The sequence below is a fragment of the Brevibacillus fluminis genome (genome assembly GCF_003710825.1).
Lineage (GTDB): Bacteria > Bacillota > Bacilli > Brevibacillales > Brevibacillaceae > Brevibacillus_D > Brevibacillus_D fluminis.
On the sequence record NZ_RHHQ01000015.1, the window covers coordinates 145,893 to 172,528 of the forward strand.

The 26,636-nt window shown below is 52.0% G+C and carries 27 protein-coding genes and 1 riboswitch; of the genes, 18 read left to right on the forward strand and 9 right to left on the reverse strand.

All coding sequences use genetic code 11. From position 1 onward, the window contains the following. Positions 1 to 57 precede the first annotated feature (57 nt). The 6 genes from EDM56_RS19595 (at position 58) to EDM56_RS19620 (ending at position 2,685) form a co-directional block, all read left to right on the forward strand. The gene (locus EDM56_RS19595) at positions 58 to 378 is read left to right on the forward strand and encodes a hypothetical protein (RefSeq protein ID WP_122919601.1); all 321 of its coding nucleotides are present in this window, start codon (positions 58 to 60) and stop codon (positions 376 to 378) included. 57 nt (positions 379 to 435) lie between these two features. Then, positions 436 to 870, forward strand: a complete 435-nt coding sequence (locus EDM56_RS19600; protein WP_122919602.1) for a hypothetical protein — start codon at positions 436 to 438, stop codon at positions 868 to 870. Positions 871 to 900: 30 nt separating this feature from the next. After that, complete coding sequence (locus tag EDM56_RS19605) at positions 901 to 1,203, forward strand: hypothetical protein (protein ID WP_122919603.1); 303 nt, start codon at positions 901 to 903, stop codon at positions 1,201 to 1,203. A gap of 3 nt (positions 1,204 to 1,206) precedes the next feature. Next, a complete protein-coding gene (locus tag EDM56_RS19610; protein ID WP_148040400.1) occupies positions 1,207 to 1,788 on the forward strand; it encodes a hypothetical protein in 582 nt (193 codons plus the stop codon). Positions 1,789 to 1,988: 200 nt separating this feature from the next. Further along, a complete protein-coding gene (locus EDM56_RS19615) occupies positions 1,989 to 2,171 on the forward strand; it encodes a Ger(x)C family spore germination C-terminal domain-containing protein (protein ID WP_122919605.1) in 183 nt (60 codons plus the stop codon). 115 nt (positions 2,172 to 2,286) lie between these two features. Continuing rightward, the gene (locus tag EDM56_RS19620; RefSeq protein ID WP_122919606.1) at positions 2,287 to 2,685 is read left to right on the forward strand and encodes a hypothetical protein; all 399 of its coding nucleotides are present in this window, start codon (positions 2,287 to 2,289) and stop codon (positions 2,683 to 2,685) included. A 70-nt stretch (positions 2,686 to 2,755) separates the two neighbouring features. Here the strand turns inward: EDM56_RS19620 and argS are convergent, their stop codons facing one another. The 3 genes from argS to EDM56_RS19635 form a co-directional block, all read right to left on the reverse strand. Further along, positions 2,756 to 4,471 carry an arginine--tRNA ligase gene (gene argS, locus EDM56_RS19625; protein ID WP_122919607.1) on the reverse strand — a complete coding sequence of 572 codons (1,716 nt, stop codon included), beginning with the start codon at positions 4,469 to 4,471 and terminating at the stop codon, positions 2,756 to 2,758. Between the two features lie 393 nt (positions 4,472 to 4,864). Next, positions 4,865 to 5,338, reverse strand: coding sequence for a hypothetical protein (locus EDM56_RS19630; RefSeq protein ID WP_122919608.1), 474 nt, complete (start codon positions 5,336 to 5,338; stop codon positions 4,865 to 4,867). Positions 5,339 to 5,520: 182 nt separating this feature from the next. After that, positions 5,521 to 5,619 carry a YjcZ family sporulation protein gene (locus EDM56_RS19635; protein ID WP_122919609.1) on the reverse strand — a complete coding sequence of 33 codons (99 nt, stop codon included), beginning with the start codon at positions 5,617 to 5,619 and terminating at the stop codon, positions 5,521 to 5,523. A 227-nt stretch (positions 5,620 to 5,846) separates the two neighbouring features. Continuing rightward, positions 5,847 to 5,952: riboswitch (SAM riboswitch) on the forward strand. Positions 5,953 to 6,047: 95 nt separating this feature from the next. On the opposite strand from EDM56_RS19635, the gene metH reads away from it, so the two are divergent. Together metH and EDM56_RS19645 are read left to right on the forward strand one after the other, a co-directional pair. Next, positions 6,048 to 9,503 (forward strand): methionine synthase, encoded by a 3,456-nt coding sequence (gene metH / locus EDM56_RS19640; protein WP_122919610.1) that lies wholly within the window; start codon positions 6,048 to 6,050, stop codon positions 9,501 to 9,503. 30 nt (positions 9,504 to 9,533) lie between these two features. Next, positions 9,534 to 11,384 (forward strand): bifunctional homocysteine S-methyltransferase/methylenetetrahydrofolate reductase, encoded by a 1,851-nt coding sequence (locus EDM56_RS19645; protein ID WP_122919611.1) that lies wholly within the window; start codon positions 9,534 to 9,536, stop codon positions 11,382 to 11,384. A gap of 111 nt (positions 11,385 to 11,495) precedes the next feature. Here EDM56_RS19645 and EDM56_RS19650 read toward each other — a convergent pair whose 3' ends face one another. Continuing rightward, positions 11,496 to 12,035: a CGNR zinc finger domain-containing protein gene (locus tag EDM56_RS19650; RefSeq protein ID WP_122919612.1), complete on the reverse strand. Its 540-nt coding sequence runs from the start codon at positions 12,033 to 12,035 to the stop codon at positions 11,496 to 11,498. A gap of 161 nt (positions 12,036 to 12,196) precedes the next feature. On the opposite strand from EDM56_RS19650, the gene EDM56_RS19655 reads away from it, so the two are divergent. Both EDM56_RS19655 and yunB read left to right on the forward strand, forming a co-directional pair. After that, complete coding sequence (locus EDM56_RS19655; RefSeq protein WP_122919613.1) at positions 12,197 to 12,691, forward strand: DinB family protein; 495 nt, start codon at positions 12,197 to 12,199, stop codon at positions 12,689 to 12,691. A gap of 79 nt (positions 12,692 to 12,770) precedes the next feature. Continuing rightward, a complete protein-coding gene (yunB, locus tag EDM56_RS19660) occupies positions 12,771 to 13,484 on the forward strand; it encodes a sporulation protein YunB (RefSeq protein ID WP_246009451.1) in 714 nt (237 codons plus the stop codon). A 66-nt stretch (positions 13,485 to 13,550) separates the two neighbouring features. Here yunB and EDM56_RS19665 read toward each other — a convergent pair whose 3' ends face one another. Further along, a complete protein-coding gene (locus EDM56_RS19665) occupies positions 13,551 to 14,048 on the reverse strand; it encodes a GNAT family N-acetyltransferase (protein WP_122919615.1) in 498 nt (165 codons plus the stop codon). A gap of 128 nt (positions 14,049 to 14,176) precedes the next feature. After that, positions 14,177 to 15,694, reverse strand: a complete 1,518-nt coding sequence (locus tag EDM56_RS19670; RefSeq protein WP_122919616.1) for a carboxypeptidase M32 — start codon at positions 15,692 to 15,694, stop codon at positions 14,177 to 14,179. Positions 15,695 to 15,852: 158 nt separating this feature from the next. Between EDM56_RS19670 and EDM56_RS19675 the strand changes: the two genes are divergently transcribed. Further along, complete coding sequence (locus EDM56_RS19675; RefSeq protein ID WP_122919617.1) at positions 15,853 to 17,457, forward strand: peptide chain release factor 3; 1,605 nt, start codon at positions 15,853 to 15,855, stop codon at positions 17,455 to 17,457. A 128-nt stretch (positions 17,458 to 17,585) separates the two neighbouring features. Further along, positions 17,586 to 18,674, forward strand: a complete 1,089-nt coding sequence (locus EDM56_RS19680; protein ID WP_122919618.1) for a quinone-dependent dihydroorotate dehydrogenase — start codon at positions 17,586 to 17,588, stop codon at positions 18,672 to 18,674. A gap of 64 nt (positions 18,675 to 18,738) precedes the next feature. Here the strand turns inward: EDM56_RS19680 and pdxR are convergent, their stop codons facing one another. Beyond that, positions 18,739 to 20,136, reverse strand: coding sequence for a MocR-like pyridoxine biosynthesis transcription factor PdxR (pdxR, locus tag EDM56_RS19685; RefSeq protein WP_122919619.1), 1,398 nt, complete (start codon positions 20,134 to 20,136; stop codon positions 18,739 to 18,741). 113 nt (positions 20,137 to 20,249) lie between these two features. On the opposite strand from pdxR, the gene EDM56_RS19690 reads away from it, so the two are divergent. From EDM56_RS19690 to EDM56_RS19710, 5 genes are all read left to right on the forward strand, one after another. Beyond that, positions 20,250 to 21,212: a proline dehydrogenase family protein gene (locus tag EDM56_RS19690; protein WP_342772405.1), complete on the forward strand. Its 963-nt coding sequence runs from the start codon at positions 20,250 to 20,252 to the stop codon at positions 21,210 to 21,212. Positions 21,213 to 21,430: 218 nt separating this feature from the next. Then, a complete protein-coding gene (locus EDM56_RS19695; RefSeq protein WP_122919621.1) occupies positions 21,431 to 21,994 on the forward strand; it encodes an RNA polymerase sigma factor in 564 nt (187 codons plus the stop codon). Beyond that, a complete protein-coding gene (locus EDM56_RS19700) occupies positions 21,991 to 22,431 on the forward strand; it encodes a hypothetical protein (protein ID WP_122919622.1) in 441 nt (146 codons plus the stop codon). Before EDM56_RS19695 ends, EDM56_RS19700 begins: the two co-directional genes overlap by 4 nt. Continuing rightward, complete coding sequence (locus tag EDM56_RS19705; RefSeq protein WP_122919623.1) at positions 22,424 to 23,521, forward strand: hypothetical protein; 1,098 nt, start codon at positions 22,424 to 22,426, stop codon at positions 23,519 to 23,521. The genes EDM56_RS19700 and EDM56_RS19705 overlap by 8 nt, the downstream gene beginning before the upstream one ends. Positions 23,522 to 23,524: 3 nt before the next feature. Then, on the forward strand, positions 23,525 to 24,481 hold the full coding sequence (locus EDM56_RS19710) for a LiaI-LiaF-like domain-containing protein (protein WP_122919624.1): 957 nt from the start codon (positions 23,525 to 23,527) through the stop codon (positions 24,479 to 24,481). On the opposite strand, the gene EDM56_RS19715 is transcribed toward EDM56_RS19710, so the two are convergent. After that, positions 24,468 to 25,268: a DUF817 domain-containing protein gene (locus EDM56_RS19715; protein WP_122919625.1), complete on the reverse strand. Its 801-nt coding sequence runs from the start codon at positions 25,266 to 25,268 to the stop codon at positions 24,468 to 24,470. The two genes, EDM56_RS19710 and EDM56_RS19715, sit on opposite strands and share 14 nt — an antisense overlap. Positions 25,269 to 25,414: 146 nt before the next feature. Between EDM56_RS19715 and EDM56_RS19720 the strand changes: the two genes are divergently transcribed. After that, positions 25,415 to 25,987, forward strand: coding sequence for a hypothetical protein (locus tag EDM56_RS19720; protein WP_148040401.1), 573 nt, complete (start codon positions 25,415 to 25,417; stop codon positions 25,985 to 25,987). An 83-nt stretch (positions 25,988 to 26,070) separates the two neighbouring features. On the opposite strand, the gene EDM56_RS19725 is transcribed toward EDM56_RS19720, so the two are convergent. Then, entirely contained in the window at positions 26,071 to 26,589 is a 519-nt protein-coding gene (locus tag EDM56_RS19725; RefSeq protein ID WP_122919627.1) for a hypothetical protein, read from the reverse strand. Positions 26,590 to 26,636 lie beyond the last annotated feature (47 nt).

Sequence of the window (26,636 nt, forward strand, 5' to 3'; positions counted from 1 at the left end):
AGTACCCGAAATTGATATATATAACGTATCACAAGAAGAAAGGATAAGGTGAGATGTATGAATCGAAATGAAATCCAAGAATCCATGCAAGAGTCGATGACCGAATTTCGCAATAATTTAGAGAACAGCATCAGAGAAATGTTGAAAAGCCTTCCAGTAGATGCATTGAAAAATGTGAAGGTAGGGCTTGATGGCGTGCCGGGATTGGGAGAAAACTTCATGAGCAATCTAAATACCAAAATTCAAGACATTATCAATGCTAGCTTGGAACTGGCGAAACAGGCAGTCGAGAACGGTGCTGAGGGTAGCAGCGAACAAGGTGAACCGGAAAGCCTTGTAACAACACACACCGTAATCAATGGGAAAACGATTGAGTAAATAGCTTCTACCATCAATGAAAGAGCAAAAAATCGAGCTTAGTGGGAGGTGAACGAGATGGGGTCCCGTAGAAGAGATGATGAGCTTGAGATTATTAAAGAAATCGAAAACAGTGGGAATGCCCAGGCAGGAAATGGTGGTACTGCGAGCGGTGGTGATGTCACCCCCGTATCTCTTGGAGGAAATGGTGGCTCGGGATCAGGTGGAATAGCAACAGGAGGTTCCGTAACGGCAGTGGGAAACACCGGAGGAGCAGCCACTGCTACAGCAACTTCGTCGGCTACGAGCATTGGAAACGGCAATGTTACGGTCGCGGCTTCGAGTGCTTCGTCAGTTGGGGGAACAGGTGCAATCTCCACAGGAGGAACTGCCGACGCGAATGGTGTGGGCGGAAGCGGCGGCACTGGTGGCGCATCGACCGGTAGCGCGAACGGCGGTCTGGCAAATGGTGGAATCGCCGAGGCAGAAGCTAAGATTAAAGGTGAGTGTTGATAAGCCGGTCATAGAAAAGGGGTGATCACAGTGAGTCAGGAACTAGTGGAAAATGAAGATACTCTCCCGAACGGGCAGCAATCCACGGCCAACGCTACGGCAAATGCCCTCGGAGGCTTAGGTGGTCAAGCGTACAATTTAACGTACGTCGATAATTATTCAACACTGATGCTCGTCTATTCATTTCTGTCCCTTCTAGGTAGCCAAGCGGGTCAAGGTGCCAATCTGAGTCAAGCTGCGAGCGAATTGACGCCGCTGCTCAAGTCGGTCATGGAAGAAGAAAAACGGTATCGGCAAGCCTTCTTGGATGCGGTTGAATCTTTGAAAAAATAAACGGTGTTGATAGGAAAATATGTTCTTGCCTTCCTTCATTGGCCGTTACAAGATGTCCAAGCAAAAAATATAACTATAAAAGGACAAAAGAAGGGAGTGAAAAATATGAGTTGTCGGCGTAAACATTCAAAAACAAAGGTATTTCGCACAAACATTGCGGAAGTCAAAAGAAGCGGTAATGTGGTGGCGGGAGCAGGTGGTACCGCCACTGGCGGTACTGACGGCGTAGCTGTCAGTGTAGGTGGAGAAGGAGAAAATGTCGAGATTGCCACGATTCTCTCGAAAAACAGCTTTGGCGGTTTCGCTGTTGCTGCTCTGAATGCGGGCGGTAATATCATCGTTAACAATCAAAATAATAGCGTCAACGTTGCAAGCCCATTTGCCAATACCACGCAAACGATCAATAGTAACGCTATAACTGGCGGAAATACTGGGATTGCAACCGGAGGAAACGCTTCTTCCAACACAACTGGCGGAATTGGCGGTGCAGGCGGTTCTACTACTCACCAGTCGAATGGCGGCAATGCAGCTGGGGGCAATGCCAAAGCCAAAATCAAAGCCAAAGCCAAAGCAAAAGTCCATTAAAAGTGTTCTGCTGGCAAGGAGATCGAGGCTTTGGGCATGGGAAAGGGGCAGGGATGCCTGCTCCTTTTTTACATAATGGCAAGCGGTGAGAGGATCCTCATTAGCCAAAGGCTAAAGCGGCGTTTGGGACGTACAAAAAACACTCCTAACTAGGATAAATAGGGACACGCTCGAAAGCCCTTTTAGGAGAGTCGGAACCTATGGTGCTGCAGAAGCAGCTGAAAGTGGATGTGCTAGGTTATGAAGGCAAATTCCGAATTGCCGACTATGCCAGTTGGAAAAAGTTGAAGAACAATTGGGATAACGTTTTCAGCAAAAGCGAGATTATTGTCGATGTCAAGGTGTTTATCCGCGATTACGGCTCGGCCGGCCGAAAAGTGTAACAGGTGTGTCGCTGGTAATTGCGCATAAACCATGATACAGTGTAATCGTTCCAATGATGATGAAAAGCAATGAGCCCCTTACATGGGCAAAGAATGAAAGATAGAGGAGAGTCACATGAAGCGCTTAATCAAGGTAACCATCCATGATTTCAGTAAAATTGAACAGCATCTGAATGACGCGAAAGAGATTGAACTGTATCACTCAGCCAATGGCAAACTGTATGAAGCCGTCATCGAGCATGACGATTACGCCGTGATTGATCTAAACGATGAAGAGTATATTGAACTTGCCCCAAACGAATATGAGCTGATGATCCCGGAGTGGAAAGTGGTTGGCAAGACAGGGGATATGATCATTGAAACCATGTCCGATCCTGCAGACGACCGCGCGCTCTTGTACCGCGGAATCGATGGGGTGGGCAATGTGGTAGCAGAGCCGCAATCGATCAATAAGCAGCTGATCATGCAGTTATACAAAGGGTGGTTCGCCAAGGAAAAGGCGAAAGCTGAATAACCTTCGGCTGCGGCCCAATAAAAGAAAAAAACAGCAGAGCGCGATTCTGCTGTTTTTTCTTTTCCCTTTTTTACATTTCTTCCGGCGCTTTCAAGCCGAGCAGGCGCAAGCCTTCCTTCAGAACGATGACAACAGCGGCGACCAACTGCAAGCGCGTTTGCTTGACATCTTCTTCCTCAGCCAAAATGCGGACATTCGCATAAAATTTATTGAACAACTGGGCCAAATCGATAACGAATTTCCCGATAAAGGATGGATCGAAATCGGCAGCGGCACGGTCGACGATGTCTGGGAATTGGCTCAATGCGGTGATGACGGCCCATGCTTCTTTGCTGTCGAGCGCACCCTCTGCCAGCGTCGGCTCGGTCGTTGGTTGGTAGTTGCCCTTGCGCAAAAGCGAGCACGCGCGCGCATGCGTGTATTGCACATACGGACCCGTTTCGCCTTCGAATGTAAGCATCTCTTCCAAGGAGAAGTTGATGTCATTGAGGCGGTAGTTTTTCAGGTCGTGGAACATGACGGCGCCAACACCGACTTGGCGAGCCACTTCATCTTTGTTTGCGAGCGTCGGATTTTTCTCCTCGATGACTTTTTTCACGTCTGCGATCGCTTGTGCCAGCACTTCTTCGAGCAAGACGACTTTACCTTTACGGGTGGACATTTTTTTGCCATCCTTGAGCATCATGCCGAATGGGATGTGGTACATTTCATACGCCCAGTCGAAGCCCATTTTTTGCAGCACTTTGTACAGCTGCTGGAAGTGCAGGCGTTGCTCGCCACCGACGACATATACCGCTTTGGCGAAATCGTACGTCTCGTGGCGATACAAAGCCGCTGCCAGGTCGCGAGTCGCGTACAGCGTCGCGCCATCGGACTTCTTGATCAGGCAAGGCGGCAGGTCGAATTCATCGAGCATAACGACCATCGCACCGTCGGATTCTGTCAGCAGGTTGCGCTCTTCGAGCATCGTGACGACGCGGTCCATTTTGTCATTGTAGAAAGCTTCGCCGTTTGTTGAATCGAATTTGATGTCCATCAGCTCATAAATTTTCATGAACTCCTTCAGCGATTCTTCACGGAACCATTCCCACAGATGCTGCGCCTCTGCGTCGCCATCCTCGAGTTTTTTGAACCACTCACGGCCCTGGTCTTCGAGCGTAGGGTCGTTGGCCACTTCATCATGGAATTGCACGTACAGCTTCAGAAGCTCTTTGATCGGCTCAGCTTTTACTTTCGCTTCGTCACCCCATTTTTGGTAAGCGACGATCAGCTTGCCGAACTGGGTGCCCCAGTCACCGATATGGTTGATACGCACCGGGGTATAGCCTTTCTTTTCCATGATGTTGGCAATCGCGTTCCCGATGCAGGTCGAACGCAGATGGCCCATGGAGAAAGGCTTGGCGATGTTTGGTGAGGAGAGGTCGATCGGAACATTGCGTCCTTGGCCATCCTCCGAGCTGCCGTAAGCGTTGCCTTGGGTGAGGACGGCGGAAATGATATCGGTGCCGACAACATGCTGATCCAAGAACAGGTTGATGTATGGTCCTGCTACTTGTACCTCTTTGAGCGGCGCTCCAGAAATGGCACCAGCCAACTCGGCCGCGATTGCCGGCGGTGCTTTGCGCAATGCTTTTGCCAGTTGGAAACAAGGGAAGGCGATATCGCCCATCGCCGGATTTGGCGGAGTTTCCAGCATGCTGCTCACTTTCTCAAACGGAAAATCTTGAACGCCAAGCCCCGCTAATGCTTCCGTGATTTTGGTTGCTACTTGCAATTTGTGATCCATATCCATTCATCCTTTCAAAAATAGAAAAACCCCTCGTCTCTCCACAATGAATTGGAAAAGAGACGAGAGGTTGTATATACTCCCGCGGTGCCACTCTTACTTGTTTCATTACGAATCAGCTTGGAGTTCCAATGCCGTTCGATTAACGAAACCGCTTGACTGCTGTAACGGGCAGACCCGACGCTCCCTACGCAGCCAACTGTGGCGTTCGGGAGGTTTCTCCAAGGGGCGTTTCATCAAGTGTGCATGCCGGGCTTCCACCGCCCCCGACTCGCTTTGCTGCAGCAAAATGATTACTTTCCTTATCATCGAACCAAATATCGTACTAACCGCCATTATAACGGACTGTCCCGTCAGATGCAACGTCTGGTTGTCAGAACAATGCGGCCCGAGTTATTCCTTATCCGGTTTCAGGTCGTCGAGGTCAGCGAAAAACTTGCGAGTCAGCTCTTCCTTGTCTTTGGCTTCCATCCACTGCTGCTTGTATTGCAGAAGGCGATCGAGCAGGGCGTGCTCTTCTTGTGCCTCTTGCTCCAGGTTGAAGTTTTCCGTCGGGTCAAACCACATCAGACGGTCATCCGTTCCGGTGCGCAGGTACGGCTTTTGCCAGTTGGTCGGGTATACATACGGCTCCTCGCCGAACATGAAGCCGAGCACGTCGTCAGAATCGAGTGGCAGGAAGTGTTCGAACTGGTCGTTTCTGCCCTCGGACAGATTCATATGGAACAGCGAATACCAGAGGTAATGCTGACCGGATGTGCGGTCTTTGGCGATCGCGTACGTTTCCGATTCCGTCGCATGTAGCTCTTTGATTTTGTCCAGCTTGTCGATAAACGCTGATTTGGACAATTGCTCTTTGTCTTCCAAAGACAATCACACCTTTCATTGGGTCGTATCTTTCATTATCTCATCAATGGGGGTATCGCTGCAAAAGAAAAATGACGTGCTCCTCCCCGTTAATCAGGACACGTCATTCTCAAGGTATGTTATGTCATGTTTCTCTCACATGTTTCAGCGCTCTCATGGAGACCCCTGCGTTTGTTACGGGATTAGCATTCAGCTGCGCCAACGATCACAAGCAGAATGAAAAGTACCAGCACCAGAGCGAAGCTGTCACCAAAGAAGTTTCCGCAAAATGATGTACTCACGTATTGTGCCTCCTTCCATGTGGTTGAATCATGTGAATCTGTTCAAGAAGTCTGTTGTTTCATTGCTTCTTGTGCTTACAGTCTATACGGGATAGCCTATCCTGTTGTGGGCGGTTGCCCACGGGAAATGAAATTGGGCGCTTTTGCCTGTCCGGCATTTATCCATTGACGGATGAGAAACAGGAATGGTAATATACAACGTAATACATTGTGAATACTTTAAGGAACTCTTATCAAGAGAGGTAGAGGGACTGGCCCTATGAAACCTCGGCAACCGTACATCTGTACAGGTGCCAATTCCAGCAGAGCGCGCTGCGCTTTGAAAGATGAGAGGAACTTACGTGATATGCGTAGAGAGTCCTCTTCTTTTTTTTCTATAAGAAGGGGACTCTTTTGTATTTTGATGGGGGAAGGGAAGAGGAAACCACATGACAAAACCTACATTTCAAGAGCAATTGGCGAAAAAAATCCTCGTATTGGATGGCGCGATGGGGACGATGCTCCAACAGGCGAACTTAACGGCTGATGATTTCGGCGGGGACGATCTGGAGGGCTGCAATGAGATTTTGAACATCACCAGACCGGATGTGATCCGTCATATCCATGATACGTATTTCGAAGCGGGCGCTGACATTATCGAGACCAACACATTTGGCTCGACCAGCATTGTCCTGGCCGAATACGACATTTCGGAGCGGGACGAGGAGCTAAACATTGCGGCGGCACAGATCGCACGTGCTTCGGCGGATCATTATTCCACGCCGGAATGGCCACGATATGTCGCAGGTGCAATGGGACCGACGACCAAAACGTTGTCGTTGACCGGTGGCGTCACGTTTGATGAGCTGGTGGAAAACTACTATCGCCAAGCCAAAAGCCTGATCATCGGCGGCGTCGATGTGCTTTTGCTTGAAACTTCCCAAGACACGTTGAATGTGAAGGCGGGCGGGATCGGCATTCGCAAAGCGTTTTCAGAATTGGGCCGCGAATTGCCCGTGATGATCTCGGGTACGATCGAGCCGATGGGTACGACGCTGGCTGGCCAAAATATCGAGGCGCTTTACATTTCCATCGAACATTTGCAGCCAATTTCCATCGGGTTGAACTGTGCGACAGGACCTGAGTTCATGAAAGACCATCTGCGTACATTGTCGGAGCTGGCGCAATGCGCGGTCAGCTGTTATCCGAATGCAGGTCTGCCGGATGAGAACGGCCACTACCACGAATCGCCACAGGGGCTGGCTTCCAAGCTGGCAGCATTTGCCGAGGCTGGCTGGCTCAACGTCGCAGGCGGCTGCTGCGGGACGACACCGGAGCACATTCGCGCAATTGCAGAAGCGATGAAACACATCAAGCCGCGTGGCAAGGCTCAGCCCCATCCAGCAGCGGTTTCCGGGATCGAGACGGTGTTCGTCGAAGATGACAATCGCCCGCTCTTGGTCGGGGAGCGTACTAACGTCATCGGTTCCAAAAAATTCAGAGATTTGATCGCGGCGGGATCTTACGAGGAAGCGTCGGACATCGCTCGCGCACAAGTGAAGCGCGGCGCGCACGTCATCGACGTCTGCCTGGCTGACCCGGACCGCGATGAATATCACGATATGGAGCAGTTCCTCTCGTTTGTGGCCAAAAAAGTGAAGGCGCCGCTCATGATTGACTCTACCGACGCCAATGTGCTGGAGCTGGGACTGAAATTTTCTCAAGGGAAAGCGATCATCAACTCGATCAACCTTGAGGACGGACTCGAGCGGTTCGAGCAAGTGGTGCCACTGATTCACAAATACGGGGCGGCTGTCGTTGTTGGTACGATCGACGAGAAAGGAATGGCGGTTACGCGCGAACGGAAGCTGGAAGTTGCGAAACGTTCCTATGATCTGTTGGTCAATGAATTCAAGCTTAACCCGCAGGACATCATTTTCGACCCGCTTGTATTCCCCGTCGGAACAGGGGATGAACAATATATCGGTTCAGCTAAGGAGACTGTGGAAGGGATTCGCCTCATCAAGGAAGCGATGCCCGAGTGCAAAATCGTCCTTGGCGTCAGCAACATTTCGTTCGGCTTGCCTAATGCTGGACGCGAGGTGCTGAATGCGGTCTTTTTATATCATACGACGTTGGCCGGTCTCGATTATGCGATCGTCAACACGGAGAAGCTGGAGCGCTATGCTTCGATTTCTGAGGAAGAACGCAAGCTGTCCGAAGCGCTCTTGTTTGATACCAATGACGAAACATTAGCCAAATTCACGGAGTTTTACCGTCAGAAGAAAAAAGAAGTAAAGGTGGAAGCGTCCAAACTGACGCTCGAGGAACGATTGGCCGCCTATGTGGTGGAAGGCTCAAAAGACGGCTTGATCCCGGATCTGGAGCTGGCGCTGAAAAAATATGCACCGCTCGAGATTATCAACGGTCCGCTGATGCGCGGAATGGAAGAGGTGGGACGCCTCTTCAACGCCAACCAGCTAATCGTTGCGGAAGTGCTGCAGAGCGCGGAAGTGATGAAGGCGTCTGTGTCCTTTTTGGAGCCGTTCATGGAGAAGTCCGAAAGCGCTGCGAAAGGAAAAATATTGCTCGCGACGGTAAAAGGGGATGTGCATGACATCGGGAAAAACCTGGTGGAAATCATCCTGTCGAACAACGGTTACAATGTTGTGAACCTCGGCATCAAAGTGACGCCGGAGCAGCTGATCGCCTCGGCACGCGAGGAAAATCCTGATGCAATCGGATTGTCCGGCCTGCTAGTGAAATCGGCTCAGCAGATGGTCATCACCGCGCAAGATTTGCGCGAAGCTGGCATTCATGTGCCGCTGATGGTAGGGGGAGCTGCGCTGACACGTAAGTTCACTTCGAATCGGATTGCCCCTGAATACAGCGGTATCGTCGTCTATGCGAAAGACGCGATGGACGGCCTTGATTTGGCTAACAAGCTGCAGGACGAAGAGGCACGCAATAAGCTGTGGGCAGAACAGCAGGCTGCTTTGGAGGCAGCGCAGCAGACTGAGGAGCAAAAGCCAGTCGAGGCAGCGGTTTCGCAGAAGCCGAAGCGCTCCGCGATCAGCCGCACGACGCCGATCTATTTGCCGCCAGACACCGAGCGCCACGTGCTCCGCAACTATCCGATTGCACATCTGCAGCCGTACATCAACCAACGGATGCTGCTCGGCAAGCATTTGGGCGTGCGGGGCAACGTCGAGAAGATGATCGCAGAGGGCGATGAAAAAGTATTGCGTCTGGTCGATGTGGTCGACAGCTTGATCGCCGAGGCGAAGACGGACAACACGATTCAGGCGCACGGGATGTATCAATTCTTCCCAGCGCAGGCCGATGGGGATGACATCCTCATCTACGATTCGAACGATCACAGCAAGCTGTTGGAACGTTTCACCTTCCCGCGGCAAGCGGAAGACCCATTCCTTTGCCTGTCGGACTTCTTGCGGCCAGTGGAAAGCGGTGAAATGGATTATGTCGGCTTCCTGACGGTTACGGCCGGCTTTGGCATCCGCGAGCGATCTACCGAGCTCAAAGAACGAGGCGACTACCTCCGTTCCCACGTGATGCAGGCGCTGGCGCTGGAGTGCGCCGAAGCGTTTGCCGAGAGGATCCACCATGTAATGCGCGATAACTGGGGCTTCCCGGACCCGACGGAGATGACCATGCTGGAACGTTTTGGCGCTCGCTATCAAGGGATTCGCGTGTCTTTTGGATATCCGGCTTGCCCAAGCCTAGAAGACCAGGAGAAGCTGTTCCGCTTGCTGAAACCGGAAGATATTGGCATTCAATTGACAGAAGGATTCATGATGGACCCGGAAGCATCCGTTTCCGCGATGGTATTTGCCCATCCAGAAGCGCGTTACTTCAACGCAGGCCCGTCATTGGTGGAAGCATAGAGCGATTTTTGAGGAAGGGAGGGAACCAGATTGGCAAACAAACCGAATTTGAAAGAATATGTAAAAGATCATCTGATAGTCGGCGATGGCGCGATGGCCACACAGCTGTACCAGCTTGGCGTGCCTGTCGGCGTCAGCTACGAGGAATTGTGTTTGTCCAATCCGCAGCTGGTGCAAAGCGTGCACGCGGCCTATTATCGGGCGGGTGCGCGCCTGATCGAAACGAACACATTTAGTGCAAACCGGGACAGCCTGACACGTTTCGGGCTGGAAAGCAAAGTGACGCGGATCAATCGCGCTGCCGTGACGATCGCTCGCAATGCGGTCGGGGAAGATGCGTACGTTATCGGCGGAATCGGCTCCATTATCGCGGGCCGCGTCCGCAGCCAGCAGCTGGATGAATACCGTGACCAATTCGAGGAGCAGGCGACCGCGCTCCTCCATGCAGGCGCGGATGGCATCCTGCTTGAGACGTTTCTCGATTTGGATGAATTGCGACTAGCAGTGGAAGTGATTCGTCCGCTAACCGAGCTGCCGATCATTGCCCAGTTGGCAACACTGGAGGTGGGCCGAACACGGGACGGCTATACGCTCACCGAAGCATTCGCGCAGCTGCAGCAAAGCGGTGCCGACATCGTCGGACTCAACTGTCGCCTAGGTCCGGCAGAAGTCATTCGCTCGTTTGAAACAACTGTCACACCGGACGACATCCTCTTGTCGGCATTCCCCAACGCGGGTCGCCTTGGCCTCTCCGACGGGGAATATGCTTACAAATCGTCACCTGATTATTTCGCCCAAAGCGCTTTGCTGCTGCGCAAACAAGGCGTCAGAATCATCGGCGGCTGTTGCGGTACAACACCGGATCACATCCGGGCAATGGCGGAAGCACTGGCTGAGTTGCCCCCGGTTGAACGGTTCAATCCGAGTCCGGCAACAGAGCCGCGCATCGAGATCGGCACCGTCGCTCCACGCCGTACGCCGCATATCGTTGACAAGGTAAAACAACAGCACACGATCATTGTAGAGTTTGACCCGCCGAAAGATTTGGATGCAGAGGGCTTCTTGCACGGCTGCTGCGAATTGCACAATGCCGGAGCGGATGCAGTTACATTAGCGGACAACTCGCTTGCCAACGTGCGAATGAGCAACATGGCGCTGGGTGCGATGATGAAGAGTCAATACGGCTTGGAGCCGCTTTTGCATTTGGCCTGCCGCGACCGCAATCTGATCGGTCAGCAGTCGCATCTGATGGGCTTGCATGCGCTCGGCATCGACCAAGTGCTGGTCGTCACAGGGGATCCATCTCGCTTCGGCGATCTGCCGGGGGCAAGCTCCGTATTCGATGTCACATCATTCGACCTCATCCGAATGATCAAGCAGCTCAATGAAGGCATATCGTTTTCTGGGCGACCGCTTAAACAAAAAGCCAATTTCTTGGTTGGTGCAGCGTTTAACCCGCATGTACGCCAGATCGAGGCGGCTGTCCAACGTCTGGAGCGGAAGGTGGAGGCGGGCGCCGACTACATCATGACGCAGCCGGTTTACGACGCGGAAACGATTAAATTGATCTATGATGCGACCAAACACATCGACATTCCGATTTTCATTGGCATCATGCCGCTCACAAGCTACCGCAACGCGCAATTTCTGCACAACGAAGTGCCGGGAATCAAGCTTTCCGACATGGCTCTGGAGCGCATGAAAAACGTGGAGGGCGAAGCGGCCCGCCAAGAAGGAATCCAAATGGCCAAGGAGCTTTTGGATGTTGCAATGAGCTATTTCAAAGGCATTTACTTGATCACGCCGTTCAACTATTACCAGATGACCGTCGAGCTGACCCAGTACGTACGTAAGCAAGCACTGCTGCAGCCGACGCGCTGACAATTGAAATCGAGCAAAAAAGCCAACTCCCTAATCGGACTGTTGGCTTTTTTGTGTACACGTACGCGACTAGTCTGGTATCGCAAATAAAGGGCGTTTCGCATAAAGCAGCTACTTGTTTTTTTTACGAAAACGGCGCACCTTCATCAAGTTGCCGCAGCATTTGTCGTCACACCAGCGCGCTGCACGATTGCGACTTTGGTCGTAAAAAATCCAGCGGCAATCCGAATTGTCGCACATTTTCAGCCGGCGCAGATCACCTTTCGCGAGCAATTCGGCCAAATCGAGCGCGATCCGGGCTGTGACGTACGGCCAGCCGTTGAGTGCACTCACTTGTGTAAGCTGCAACCCGTTTTCGGTGCGGGACAGCTGTGGATAAGAAGAGTACGGCTGCAAAGCTTCGTTGAAAAAGGCAATGTCCGCATCGCGCAGTGGCTCTCCGGCGACGGTATATTCGACGATTGTGCGCAAGCTGTCGCGAAACAAGGTCAAGTCACGCACGTCTCTTATCGCCGAGAGATCGGCGGGCAAGTCCCATTTTGCCAAAAACCACTCCAGCCAGTCTGCTTTCTCCAAACGGTTCTCGTGACGTCCAGAGCCGCGCCAATCCCTCCAGTCGCTATTAAGAAAATCCAAGCTTATCAATTCCATAGAAAATCCTCCTGCTTGTGCCTTGAAATCATTTCCAGTCTGTGCTACGTTATATTTGTAACCATCTATTTCTGTTATGATAGTTACGTGATCGGTTGTTCTTTTTTGCCATTATACCGCTGAAAAAAAGAAATGAGTAGACATTGCGAGGAGGATTCGGGATGAATCGGATGGAGCTGCTGTTGCATGAATTGGAGATCACAACGGAGACGGAAGACTGGTATCCGCCGCTGCACGTTGCCTTGGAAGGGGTTACGGCAGCACAAGCGAGCTGGAGACCGCAGGGGGAAGCCGCCAACACGATTTGGGAGACGGCGAATCATCTGCTGTTTTACAAGGAACGCTTGCTCAAACAACTGACGGTAGGCTACACGAACCCGCAGGGCATGACCAACGATGACACGTTTGCCGTCGATGCGGCGCCGGATGATGAAGCTGCCTGGCAAGCGACACGCGAGCGGCTTGTGGCAGTTCATCGCGATCTGCATGCCTTGCTCTCCTCTATGCCTGAGGAGGCCTTCGACCGTCCCCATCCGACCCGTCCGCTCGGCTTGATGGTGACCAGCATTGTTTTGCACGACGCTTGTCATACCGGTCAAATCGTGATGATCCGCAAGCTGCAAGGGTCATGGCCTGCCCGCCGTTTGTTTGAGTAAAACGCGTCCTCGATCCTAACCAAGTGGGTTATTTTTGTCCCTTCCCGCATAGACTTCTTTTGAGATGGGGGGAGGGACGATGGCTCCTTTTCGGTTTCGCCGTCGACGCATGTACGCTCCGATTTCGCGAAAACGGCTGTATTTCTTTTCGTTTTTGATTTTTCTGGTACTAACCGTTCAATCACTTTTTTTTGTGGAGCAAAAATTAGAGCCGACCGTCCTGATCATTGCTAAACAAAAAGCCGAACAGCTGGCCAAAGACGCCATTTCCGATGCGGTGACGAAAAAGATCGCGCAGATGAACATTAACAACAACGATTTCATCAAGATGGAAAAGGATAAGGACAACAAGATTAAGGCGATCAATCTGGATTTTAAAGAATATTCGCGAATTTTGGGGGAGACGACCGAGCGGATCAAAAACACGCTGGATGAGTTTGAGTTCGAGCCGACGAAAAATTACATTCCGATTGGATTGGCGACGGGCAGTAGCTTTTTGGCTGAGATGGGGCCAAGTTTGCCTGTTACGTATGTGCCGATCGGCGCGGTGAAGACCAACCTGGAGACCAAAATGGCGGAAGCTGGAATCAACATGGTACTGGTGACCGTCTACATACGCGTCGAGGTGACGCTGAGGATCGTCATACCGTTCGCGACCGACCAGACTACGGTGGTCACGAGTATCCCGATCACCAACTCACTCGTGATCGGCGATGTGCCGGATTACTGGTACAACAACTCGGAAGGAAAGCCGGATGTGCCGCGGCCGTCGGAAGTGCAATTGAATAACTGATGCTTAAAAGCATGCGAAAAAGCCGTTTGGATGAAAAACGGCTTTTCTCTTTGGCTGTCGCGATTTTCATTTCAAAATCAATTGATAAAACGAAACATCCTGGAACTGGTCGAATTTGTAGCCGACCTCGCGGAAGGTGCCGGCCCATTCGAAGCCGAGGCGCTTATGCAGCTGCACGCTCGCATCGTTGCCTTGCGTAATGCCTGCAATCAGCACGTGAAAATCGTTTTCTCTCGCCAGTGCGATCAGTTCATTCATGAGGAGCTTGCCGAGCCCTTTGCCGTGATGCTCATGGTGGATATAAATAGAGGATTCTCCGGTTTGCTGATACGCTTGTTTTTCGCGAAACATGCTGATCGTTGCATAGCCGATGACCGCGCCATCCTGTTCGGCAACGATGAGCGGATAGCGGCCCGTGAACTTGTGGAACCATTTTTCGCGCTGTTCCAACGTTTGTTCTTCCAAGTCAAAGGTTGCGGCAGACGTACGCACAACGTGATTATAGATCGCAAGCAGAGCGGGGAGATCGGAGAGATGTGCATTTCTTACTGTGATTTCTGACATAAGGTCACCGCCTATAGTAGATACAAACATTTTATGTTAGGTTTCCTCACATCGTCAAGAGTAGAAAAAATCCCCGCTCACACCAGTTCGGCGCAAACGGGGATTTGCATAATCGGTTCAGTTGCTTATTACAGCTGGTAAATCGTTTTGTATTTGCTTTCCAGGTAGTCGACCAAATAGTTGGCGTTGGTCAACTCGCCGGTAATATCTTGCAACAGCTCGTTCGGGCTTTTCATTTTGCCATGACGATGAATTTTTTCCTTCAGCCAGCTGCGAATTGGCGCGAATTGGCCAGAGGCGATCAGCTCGTCGTAGTTGCTGATTTCTTTTTTGAGTGTGTTGGTGATTTGCGCGGCATATACGTTGCCCAAGGAATAGGTTGGGAAGTAGCCGAACAAGCCCTCGGACCAGTGAACGTCCTGCATGCAGCCATTTGCATCGGAATCCGGCGTGACGCCGAGATATTCCTGCATTTTTTCGTTCCACAGGTGTGGCAAATCTTCCACCGCGAGCGATCCTTCGATCAAGCCTTTTTCCAGCTCATAACGGATCATGATGTGCAGGTTGTAGGTGACCTCATCGGCTTCGATACGGATGAGCGATGGTGTCACTTGGTTAACGGCACGGTAGAAGCGCTCTACGTTGACGCCTTCCAGCTGAGTCGGGAATTGCTTGGTCAGATCGCCGTAGAAATGGTTCCAGAACGGCAGGCTGCGTCCGACCATGTTCTCCCAATAGCGGGACTGTGATTCATGGATGCCCATCGAAGTGCCGTCGCACAGCGGCGTGCCGAACAGGTCCATCGAGATGTTTTGCTCATAAATCGCATGCCCAGTCTCGTGGATGCTGCCGAACAGGGCAGTGCGCAGATCGTTTGGAATGAAGCGGGTGGTGATGCGCACATCGGTAGGCGCGAACGTGGTGCAGAACGGATGCGCGCTGACATCGAGGCGACCAGCAGCGAAATCGTAGCCGATCTGCTCGACGATGAAGCGATTGAATTTCTCTTGCTCACTTGGCTCGTAATGCTTAGTCAGGAAGCTCGTGTCAGGCTGGTTGGGTGAAGCTGCGATGGCTGCGACGAGATCGACCGTTTTGGCGCGCAGTGTCGCAAACATTGGATCGAGCTGGCCGACCGTCATACCTGGTTCATACATATCGAGCAGAGCGTTGTATTTGTGGCCGTTGTAGCCCCAATAGCCGATGAATTCTTGCTGGAAGGCAACGATTTTTTCCAGGTATGGGCGGAAAGCAGCGAAATCGTTTTTCGGACGAGCTTCCTCCCAAACCGAGCCAGATGTTGCTGTCAGTACGACATACTCTTGGTAGCGGTCCGCAGGCAGCTTTTTCGAACGGTCAAACTCTTTGCGGCATTCCTGAACGGTTTTCGCCAAAATTGGATCGAGGGTCGAAAATACCGCCGGCTCTTCAAGTGCAAGCAAGTATTCCTCCATCTGTGGAGATGTCGCCAGCTTGAAGTGCTCGCCGGACAGCATGCCGATGACGTTGGAGCGGGCTTCGGTTCCTTTGCGGGGAGCCTTGGTGCGCAGGTCCCAGCTCAAGACAGCGATGGCTTGCGAGTACGTCACAAGCTTGTTGACATATTCACGAAACGATTTGACCAATGTTTCCTGGGTCGTAGACATAGCGGGAAATACCTCCTTGCGGTTATGTAGTAAAAAAAATTTTATTAATTCCAATTATACCATAACCTACATCTTTTTCTACCTACTTTCATGCTGCCCCATTTGTCTGTATAATCGTACTGATGGAAGAACCACTTTTGAGCTTAGGAGAAATGTAAATGAGCCAGATGAATCCCAAATGGGCAGAGGAAATTGCCAAACGACGCACGTTTGCAATTATTTCCCACCCGGACGCAGGGAAAACAACGATGACCGAAAAACTGCTCTATTTCGGCGGAGCCATCCGGGAAGCGGGCGTGGTCAAAGGACGGAAAAACTCGAAGCATGCGACATCTGACTGGATGGAGATCGAGAAAAAGCGCGGAATCTCCGTAACCTCCAGTGCAATGGACTTCGAATATGAGGGTCACCATATCAACATTCTGGATACGCCGGGTCACCAGGACTTCAGTGAAGATACATACCGGACGCTGACCGCGGCGGACGCGGCCGTGATGATCATCGACGTGGCGAAAGGTGTGGAGGCGCAGACGATCAAGCTGTTTAAAGTGTGTCGTATGCGCGGGATTCCGATTTTTACGTTCGTCAACAAGCTCGACCGTCACGGGAAAGATCCGTTTGAGCTGTTGGAGGAAATCGAACGCGTGCTGGGTATCCGCTCGTATCCGATGAACTGGCCGATCGGGATGGGCAGCCATTTCTGTGGCGTCTATGACCGGCACAAATCGCGCGTTGAGCTCTATGAGCAAGGCAGCGAGCATAGCGAAATCAAGTTCGTGGAAGTAACGGGTGCTGAAGATCCGCTGATCGGCGATCGTGCAGGTGCGGACTTGTGGCAGCAGCTGCAAGACGAGGTCTCGTTGCTCGACGTGGCAGGCGATGATTTCAACGAAGAGCTGATTGCCACTGGCCAGTTGACACCGGTCTTCTTCGGCAGTGCGATCAACAACTTCGGCGTGCAGACCTTCCTGGACAATTTCCTGGAGATGGCACCGGCGCCAACAGCGAAAAAGAGCTCGATCGGGGAAATCGATCCGTATACGCGCCCGTTCTCCGGTTTTGTTTTCAAAATCCAGGCGAACATGAACCCGGCGCACCGTGACCGCGTGGCATTCCTGCGGATTTGCTCCGGACGCTTCGAGCGCGGGATGGCGGTCAAGCATGTCCGTCTGAACAAGGAAGTCAAACTGGCACAGCCTTTGCAGTTCATGGCGCAGGACCGTGCAATCGTCGACGAGTCGTTCGCGGGGGATGTCATCGGGCTGTTCGATCCAGGCATTTTCCAAATTGGCGACACACTCTGTCTGGGTGAATCGTTTGAGTACGAGGAAATGCCACACTTCTCGCCGGAGTTTTTCTCCAAGGTGACGGTGAAAGACGCCATGAAGCACAAGCAGTTCCAAAAAGGGATCATGCAGCTCACGGAGGAAGGGACGGTTCAGTTGTTCCGCACCTTCCCGATGGACGATCTGATCCTCGGCGTGGTCGGCGTGCTGCAATTCGAGGTGCTGGAATACCGCCTGAAAGCAGAATACGGTGTCGACATCATGCTGCAGCGCTTGCCATATCAAATCGCTCGCTGGGTCGACGGCGACAAGGCGACTATCGACCAAATGCGTTCCCGCAGTCAAATCGTGCGCGACCGTTACGATCGTCCGGTTATGCTGTTCGAAAGCGAATATCAGCTCCGCATGGCAGTCGACAAATATCCAAAACTTACTTTCCACGAAAGCTCGCTCGGCTTGCGACAGACAATCGTCTAGACACAAACGGCAGCAATCGAGTCAAGGTCCCTCTATTTGGAGGGGCCTTTTTTCTGTCATATCACTACCCATTCTATGAAAGTATGGTATCCTACTATGAGAAAAACGGAGTAAGGAGGGCAACCAAGATGTATCAACTTATACGAAAGTATCTGTTTCAGCAGGAACCTGAAGAGATTCATGAGAAGACAATTCATTCCCTGAGACTAGTAGAAGATTCTGCTCCGGGTAAAGCCATATTGAAAATGATCTATCAAACTCGCGACGAACGTCTGGAGACAAAACAGTGGGGTATCACCTTCCCGAATCCAGTCGGGTTGGCGGCGGGTTTTGACAAAAATGCAGAAGTGTACCACTCCTTAGGGGCACTGGGTTTCGGGTTTGTCGAGGTCGGGACGCTCACCCCGCAAGGACAGCCGGGCAATCCGAAGCCGCGCGTATTTCGGCTGCCCGAGCACCAAGCCTTGATTAACCGAATGGGCTTCAATAATCAGGGGGCCTATCTCGCTTCTCAACGACTGGTGGGCTATGCGTATTCCGATGTGCCGATCGGTATCAACATCGGGAAAAACAAAATGACACCAAATGAGGAAGCCGTCAGCGACTACATCAAATGCATGGACATGCTGTATGCGTACGGCCATTATTTCGTCATCAATATCAGCTCGCCGAACACACCAAACCTGCGCGATCTGCAGGAAACGGAAAACCTACGCACGCTCATTCGTGCGGTGCGCGAGAAAGCGGCGGAGTTGGAAGGGCGCGGCATGAAGAAAAAGCCGATTCTTTTGAAAGTGGCGCCGGACATGTCAGACGAGCAGATGCATGACGTCGTCCATGCCGCTGTCGAGGAAGGGATTTCGGGCCTGATTGCGACCAATACAACGGTGTCACGCGAAGTGGTCGGGAACCACCCGAAAGCCGGTGAGGCAGGAGGTTTGAGCGGAAGACCGCTTACGGACTGTTCAACAGAATGGATCAAGGAGATTTATCAGGAAGTGGGCGGTCAAGTGCCGATTGTTGGCGTCGGAGGCATTTTTACCGGAGCAGATGCCTATAGTAAAATTCGCGCTGGCGCGAGTTTGGTTCAAGTTTATACCGGAATGATTTATCAGGGACCGGGGATTGCCAAACAAATCAACAAGGAGCTTGTAAAGCTGCTGGCAAAAGACGGTTTTCAACATATCAGCGAAGCGGTTGGTGTAGACGCAACCTAATGGAAAACCGATGATTTCGTGTAGACGGGAATCATCGGTTTTTTGCGTTCGTATCGCCTTGTTTTTAATGACCACCAAGAGAGATTGCTTCCGCCAGCCTTATAATTCCCTCCGCGATCTGATCTTCCTGTAAATGACCATAGCCCAAAATCAGTCGGTCATCATGCCGTCCAGAAACGATAGCATGGGCCTCCACAGGATAAACCAACACACCGGTACGTGCAGCCCGCTCGAAAAAAGACGGGGTGAAGCAGTGTCCGGCAAACGTGGCAATCAAGTGCATGCCTGTCGATTCTCCGCTAATCGCCACGCGATCCCCGAATTGATTGCGCAGGGCGCCGATGAGAAAATCACGCCGCTTTCGGTACAGCTTTTTCATCCGATTGATATGGCGTGCAAGATCCCCCTCTGCGAGGAAGCGGGCCAAAGCCAGCTGCATAAACGAGGCGGTGTGCAGATCGGCAAACCATTTCAGCTCGCGGCACCGCTCGACCAAGGCGGTCGGTAGCACGAGGTAGCCGATTCGCAGGGCGGGCGAGAGAATTTTGCTGAAGGTGCCGACATAAATCACACGTTCTGGGGCCAATCCTTGCAAGGAGCTGATCGGCGGTCCCACATGGCGAAATTCGCTGTCATAATCGTCCTCCACCACATATGCCCCCGTTTGTCGCGCGTATTGAAGCAGCTGAATGCGACGCTGGATGGGGAGTGTACTGCCGAGTGGAAACTGGTGAGACGGCGTAACGAACACCAGCTTGGGTCGAATCGCATCCGACAGCAAATCGGTGCGCATCCCTTGTAAATCAACTGGAACAGGATGCAGCACGCAGCCGGTTGCGCTGATGATTGCCTGGATGTCACGTGTGATCGGGTCCTCGATAGCCGCCACATCGCCTGGTTGCAAGAGCAAACGGGCAGCGAGCGAGAGTGCCTGTGTTGTACCGGACGTAATCACGATCTCTTCCGGACTGCACGATACACCGCGCACTCTGCCGAGGTAGCGGGCCAACTCCTCCCGCAGCTCCGGGCGCCCCTCCGGCTTGCCATAACCAAACGAGTCCGCATCTGCCGTGAGCGACACCTCTTGCAAAAGGCGGCCCCAACGACGTCGGGGAAAAAGCGTGAGATCCGGGATGCCAGAACGAAAGTCGATCGCTGGCTGTATTAGCGCTGCAGTAGGAGATGAAGCATGTGGGAGCGGGGATTCGTAATGAGGCAAACAAGCCCCCTCGCTAACATACGTTCCGGAGCCGTGATGCCCGTGGATAAACCCTTCTGCAAAAAGCAGCTCATACGCTTCCGTCACCACGTTGCGCGACACCTGCAACGATTTGGACAGCTCCCGCGTTGAAGGCAGCTTTTCACCGGCTTTCCATGCTCCGCTTAAAATGTTACCCCGAATTTGTTCGAAAATTTGCCGGATAAGCGGAAGCTCCGAAGTCCTGTCGACGGTTAGAAACAAAAATTCATCGCTCCTTTATGAGTGGCACCATCAAATTACATGAACAGTGGATCTACTTATGGCCACTATCTTCCTGTATTGTACAAACAAACAATAGAAAAAAGGAAGTGTACATGATGATGAAAGATGGAGTACAGGCGGCGGCAGCTTTAAAGGAGATCGCACGCAATCCGCAGCTGAAAGCGTATGTCCAGCAGTCCGAATGGTTCCCGCTGCTGAGGCGGGCTGCCAAGCGATACGTTCCGGCCGAGACGATCGAGGACGCACTCAACGTAGCCGCGTCAATCATCGCACATGAATACGCGGTCTCGCTCGAGTTCATCGGGGAAAATACGGATTCGCGGGAAGCTTGCACGGCTGCAAAAGAGGAGTTCCTGCAGCTGATCCGTCGGGGGGAGAAGCTGTCAAAAGAAACGACCGTTTCGTTTGATCTATCACATATCGGGCTTAGCATTGATCGGGGGCTGGCTGCCGAGCACCTCCATGAATTGGCGGAAGAAGCGAGCAAGCGAGGCATCGTCTTGATGGTCAGCATGGAGGAGGCGGAGAAAACCGGGGCGATTTTGGAGCTCTATACGGAAGCGGCGTTTGCCTATCCGGATATGTTGGGGATCACGATCCAAGCCCATCAGCACCGAAGCGCAGACGATTTGCATAAGCTGCTGGCGGTTCCCGGGCGTATCCGGCTTGTCAAAGGCGCGTTTCTCGAGCCTGCGGAGGTGGCGCTGCCGCGTTCGGAAGCGTTGCTTGATCGGTACAGCGATTTCGCGGAACGACTCATTCGGGCAGGGAAGCCGGTCTCGATCGCAACGCATGACCAGCGTGCGCTTGATCGCCTGCATGCGGCAAACCTGCTGCAAGAGTCGCATGTCGAGCTGGAGATGCTCTACGGGATCGCGGCAGAGCGGTTATTGGCGCAAAAGCGCAACGGATGCAAGACTCGTGTATATCTGCCGTATGGTGTGGAATGGTACCTGTACCTATGCCATCGGTTGGCGGAATATCCGCCGAATTTGTATGACGCAGTCGCCGATCTGGTACATCCCGAGCGAACCGATCGGCTGCCATATGCGTAGAAAAAAGAAGTAAGTACAACAAACCCCGTCAGGATGCGATGCCTGACGGGGTTGCTTTCGTTGCAGGGAATGCTAGAAATATCCCTGATTCGGACGGGCTCAATGAAAGAATGTGACGTTTCGCGAGGGAAAACAGTCCTTACCAAGGCGAGCGAATCGGATAAAAAAATTTTTTAGCACAGCATGCAGGGTTTTTTGCAGGGCGTGCGTCTATTGAAATGAGAGAGGAGGGGAGACCGATTTTTGCTGATCAGCACATCGAAAAAATGATCGAAGGCGATGAAGCGGCTTTTCGGCTGTTTGTCGAAACGTACCGTACTTATTTGTACCAGGTTGTCTACTCCGTGCTTCATCACGCCAAAGATGCGGAAGATGTGACACAAGAGGTTTTCATCCAAATCTATCTGTCTCTCTCTCACTATCGGTCACAAGGGTTTAAAACATGGATCACCCGTATCGCCGTCAACAAGGCGATCGATGCAAAACGAAAGCAGCGGCGCAGAAAAGAAGAGCTGGAGGAACGGATGGAAGAGGTCGTGTCCAGCGATACAGTCTCCGAAGATGCCGAGGCCCCTCTCTTACAGAAGGAAAAACAGCTCCAGCTGCACGATAGCTTGCAGGAGTTGTCGCCCAGCCATCGTCGCGCCGTCTATGCCTATTATTTTGAGGGGAAATCGTACAAGGAAATTGCGGCGGAGACGGGTGTCGCAACCAAAACCGTCGAGTCAGCCTTATATCGCGCCAAGCAGCTGATGCGCAAGAACTGGAGGGAGGAACCATGACGCAAACCAACCATATGACGCAAAGCCAGTGGCAGCAGTTCATTTTGAATCAGCTTTCGGATCATGAGAGGGAGCGTTATGAAGACCATCTCTATTCGTGTGACGAATGTCTTGAAGTGTACATGGCGTGCCTGGATGAGAATGTCCAGCCAGCTGCACCGATTGTACCGGAAGTGGCAGAATCGATTCCTGCACACAAACCGGCGGCCAAGCCGTTTTATCGGCAGACACTATTCCATTACGGTCTGGCGGCGTGTATCACACTCTTACTCATGACGACAGGCCTATTTTCCCAGCTACTCACCCATTCGAACCAGTGGAACAACATCGCGGGTGCGAAGCAGCATCGTTCCGTGACCGATCAATTGATGCAGAAGACGACAGCTTTTCTTGACCAACTACATCCCATAACTAAAGGAGGCAAAACGGGTGAATAAAAATGGGATTATCGCCTTTTTCCTGTCCGCAATTCCGGGGGCAGCCCATCTCTATTTACAGCGCAATGTGCGTGCGATTGTCTACGCGCTTTGCTTTTTTGGACCATTGTTTCTCGGCATCATGCTCGCTTTTGCAATGAACGACGGAAAGCCTATGGTACTCGGGATCGTCTCGATCGTGACATGGATCATCAATGTCATCGATGTGCTCGTGTTTTTGGCAAGGCGGCCAGCGGTTGCAACAGCACAGCCGAGCGTGATTGGGGAGGAGGAGCATGGGTATACCAGCAGACAACCAGGGGAGGGCGCAGCCGAGCAACGCGAACGCTTTTACACAATCCTGCTGTCACCGATCCCAGGACTCGCTCATTTTCAGATGGGCCTGATGAATCGAGGAGTCACATTCCTCGTCGGCTTTTTCGGCACCTTAGTGATGATTTTGTTCGTGACGGCGCTCACACACCAATCCGGTTTCTTGGTCTTTCTGGGCGTATTGCCGGTGATCTGGTTGTATGCGCTGTTCGATGCGGTGCAGCTGGTGAATCGGAAGCATCGTGGGGAGGTGCTGGTTGACCGGACTGTTTTCGAGGATTTCGAGCAAAATCGGGGGGAAGGCAAAAAAAGCCGTGTCCTAGCAATTTTTCTCTCCGCTTTCCCTGGCGCAGGCCATATGTATTTGGGCTTGCAAAAGCGTGGCTTCCAGCTGATGGTCGGCTTTCTGTTGTCCATTTATGTATTGGATGTGTTGCGGCTTTCCCTGTTTCTCTTTTTGATTCCGCTGATTTGGTTTTACAGCTTCTTTGACGCGTTGCAGCAGCTTGCCCGTTACAACCGGGGGGAAGCACAGGACGTGCCTGTGGTCAGATGGCTGCCCAACCATCAGCGTTGGATGGGGATCGTCTTGCTGATTCTTGGTGGCTACTATTTGTTGGATCAGGTGTTGTTTGACATTTTGGGGCAATTTTATCCGGAAGCATCCCGTCTTGCACAGTGGATCGAGACGTATTTCCAAACGTTCATCGTCTCCACCCTGCTTATTGGTGGAGGGATCAAACTACTGCTCGGTTCAAAGCCGAAAAAAGGAGTGTAGCAAATGACAAAGTGGCGTGTCGGGTCCGTCTCGATGGGGGTCTCCCTCATCTTGCTAGGCTTGCTGTTTTTCTTTTCACGTACGGATGCCAAAATCATGACCAACCTGCTGATGAGCTGGTGGCCGGTTGTGTTCATTTTGCTCGGCATTGAAATCTTGCTGTATGTGATTTTGTCCAAAAGTGAAAAAGTCACGGTGCACTATGACGTATTCAGCATATTGTTCGTGGGCTTTATCGGCACCATGTGCATTGGCGCAACCTTGTTCGCGTCCGTCGGGCTGCTTAGAGAGGTACAGGAGTCGATCGGTTCGGTGGAAATGACCAAGCCGCTGCCGACGATCCAGCAAACGGTACCGCAAAATGTGAGCAAAATTGTAGTACAGACGGCAGAGAGACCGATTAAGGTGGAAGGGAATGCAGAGCGGAATGTACGTTTGTTCGGCGAGTACCGGGAGAGGACGAATGTACCAGCGGAAGTGAGCAAACAGGGGGCGGTGGAGTATGCGACAGTGCAGACAATCGGGGAGGTCATGTATGTGAACCTCCACGATTTGCCGCGCAAAACCGGAATCAATGGGACATACCCAAATGAAGAGGTGACCATCGTGCTGCCACAGTCCATCGATGTGGAAATTCGGGGCGCGCACAATGACATTGAGGTGGCGACCGGGCTATTGCAAAGCAATTGGGCGATTAACACCGATAGTTCCGTAAAGGTTCAAGTTGCACAACAAGCCGATGTGCGGATCACAGCGATATCAGCGCTGCAGCCAGAAGCAGGCAATCTGAAATGGGCCAGCATCACGCAGGACCCGCCGGCAAAACCAGTAGTGCCTGGTCAAGAAAACGCCAATGAACAAGATGAGCCGCGTGCGTACGTGAGCGAGGCGATCCTCGGGAAAGGAACACATCGCTTGCAGGTGATCCATGCCAACGTGGTCACCGTCAATCAGTTGTAATGCCGTGCCCCTTCGTTTCTTGAGAAAGCTTGCCTTTCACATGCTTGAGCTGGGCAACGATGATGAAGCTGACGATGATTAACAGGAACCAGGAGCTGATTTTGCTCAGTGACACCAGCTGCCAGCCTTCATGCTGGTTGGGATACGTCCAGGCGCCGAACAGCGTCGCGATATTTTCGGCGATCCAGATGAAAAAGCCGATCAAAAAGAAGGACAACGCGAGCGGCATACGGAACGGTTCGCCGCGTACGATAAAATGTACGCGAGTGCGCAGAAAAATGACAAACATCAGCGCTGTCAAAATCCAGCGAAAATCGCCAATAAAGTGATGCGTGAAAAAATTCAAGTAAATCGCCGCTCCCAGCGGAACGGTGAACCAGGCGCGTGGCCATCCGGTAATCGACACGTCGAGACGGCGCCATGCCTGACACAGGTAGCTGGCCACGCTTGCATACATAAAGCCGCTGTAGAGCGGGACGCCGGCGATTTTGCTGTAGCCCGCATCTGGATAGCTCCACGAGCCCATGTGCGTCTTGAACAGTTCCAACAGCAAGCCAATCAAGTGAAACAGTGTGATCACTTTCAGCTCGTCTTTCGTTTCCAGACCGCTTTTCACCATGAAAATTTGCATGGCGAGACACCAGAGCAAAAGCAAATCGTACCGGGGAATGATAGGGTTATCAATTAGATGCGTCAGAGCCAGCGCAAGGAAAATGCTGACCGGAAACAAACAAGACATCGCTTCCTGGTAACCAAAATGGAGCAATAGCACAAATGCTCGCTTCATAGAATCCTCCTGCAGAAAATGTCTTTGCCATTTTCATACAAGACTGTTCCGATGTCAATTGAAAAAGGATATTGACTCTAGTTGTGTGAAAAATTACCATTTTCTTAAATGGTCTCTGACGACAACGGAAAGGAACGGTACCAGCGATGAATGGGAGAATGATGTGGGCCTTTTGGTTGGCAGGAGCACTGATGGTAGCAGGCGGATGTTCATCCGTCAGCATTCCGACTGGCGACGGTGGCAAGGTGGAGGTAGCGAATGACGGCAGCAGCGTGAATGTGACCACAGCGGATGGCGGGCAAGGCACTGTGACAGTAAATGGCGATCAGAAAGGCGTCTCGTTCCAGGGGACGGACGCGCAGGGGAATAAATCCAGCTTGCAGATCGGGGAGGCTGGCTCGCTTCCGGACGGTTTGCCGAAAGAAATCCCGTTTCCCGACAACGCGGTGATCACCGCTTCCATGGCAGCGGACAACAACGGGCAAAAGAGCTATACGGTGACGTTTGAAGTGGAACAGTCCATCGAGGATGTCACCAAGCTGTATCAAGGCTATCTCCAGTCCAACGGGTATGCCAATACCACCGAAACGAAAATGGCCGACCTGTCGATGCTGTCCGGCGATAAAGATGGTTATTCGCTCAGTGTGACGATTACAGCGGATGCAGAGAAAAAAGGCAGTGTGTCCGGGATGGTGGTCTACGGGGCGCTGAAGCAATAATACGGGGCTTTATTTCGAGCCGCATGTGTGAAGCGAGGGTGCTTGCACATGCGGCTTTTTGCGTTGGCAGCAGAAGACGAGCGCTATCGTTTAGCAAAACTTTCGTTCAACAATGAAAGTTTTTGGCGGATCAACTCGGTGTCCATCGACTTTAGGTCTGTATAAGTGAGAGTGGAAGAGATTGTTTGCAGTGTCGCGATGTGTTTTCGCACTTTTTGTTCATATTGAGCTGTATCAACACCTACAGAAGATTGTTGGATATAGGTGCTTATGTCGGCAGCAGCTAACGAGAATTCATAGGAAATCGGGCCGAGAAGCGGTTCATCGAGAGCAAGCAAGGAAGTGAGATTGCGAAAAGCAGCGCCTGCAATTTCAACGGTCCGTACCAAATACAGAGCGCCTTTGATCGCATCCCCTTTCCGCTCATGGTAAAAAATCTCGTCCGTATAGGCGTTTACTGAACTTTGGAGCAAGGCGTAATCACTTGCCAAAAGCTCGATAAATTGCTGCCGGGCTTGCTCGCTTTTTTGAAAAAAGTAGCCATAGCTAAGAGAAGCGGAGAGAATCATGAGGAAAACGGATAACAGGAGTTTTTTGTTCAAAAAAAATCCCCTCCTATTCAGTGATTGCAGCGCGCACTCTACCCGAT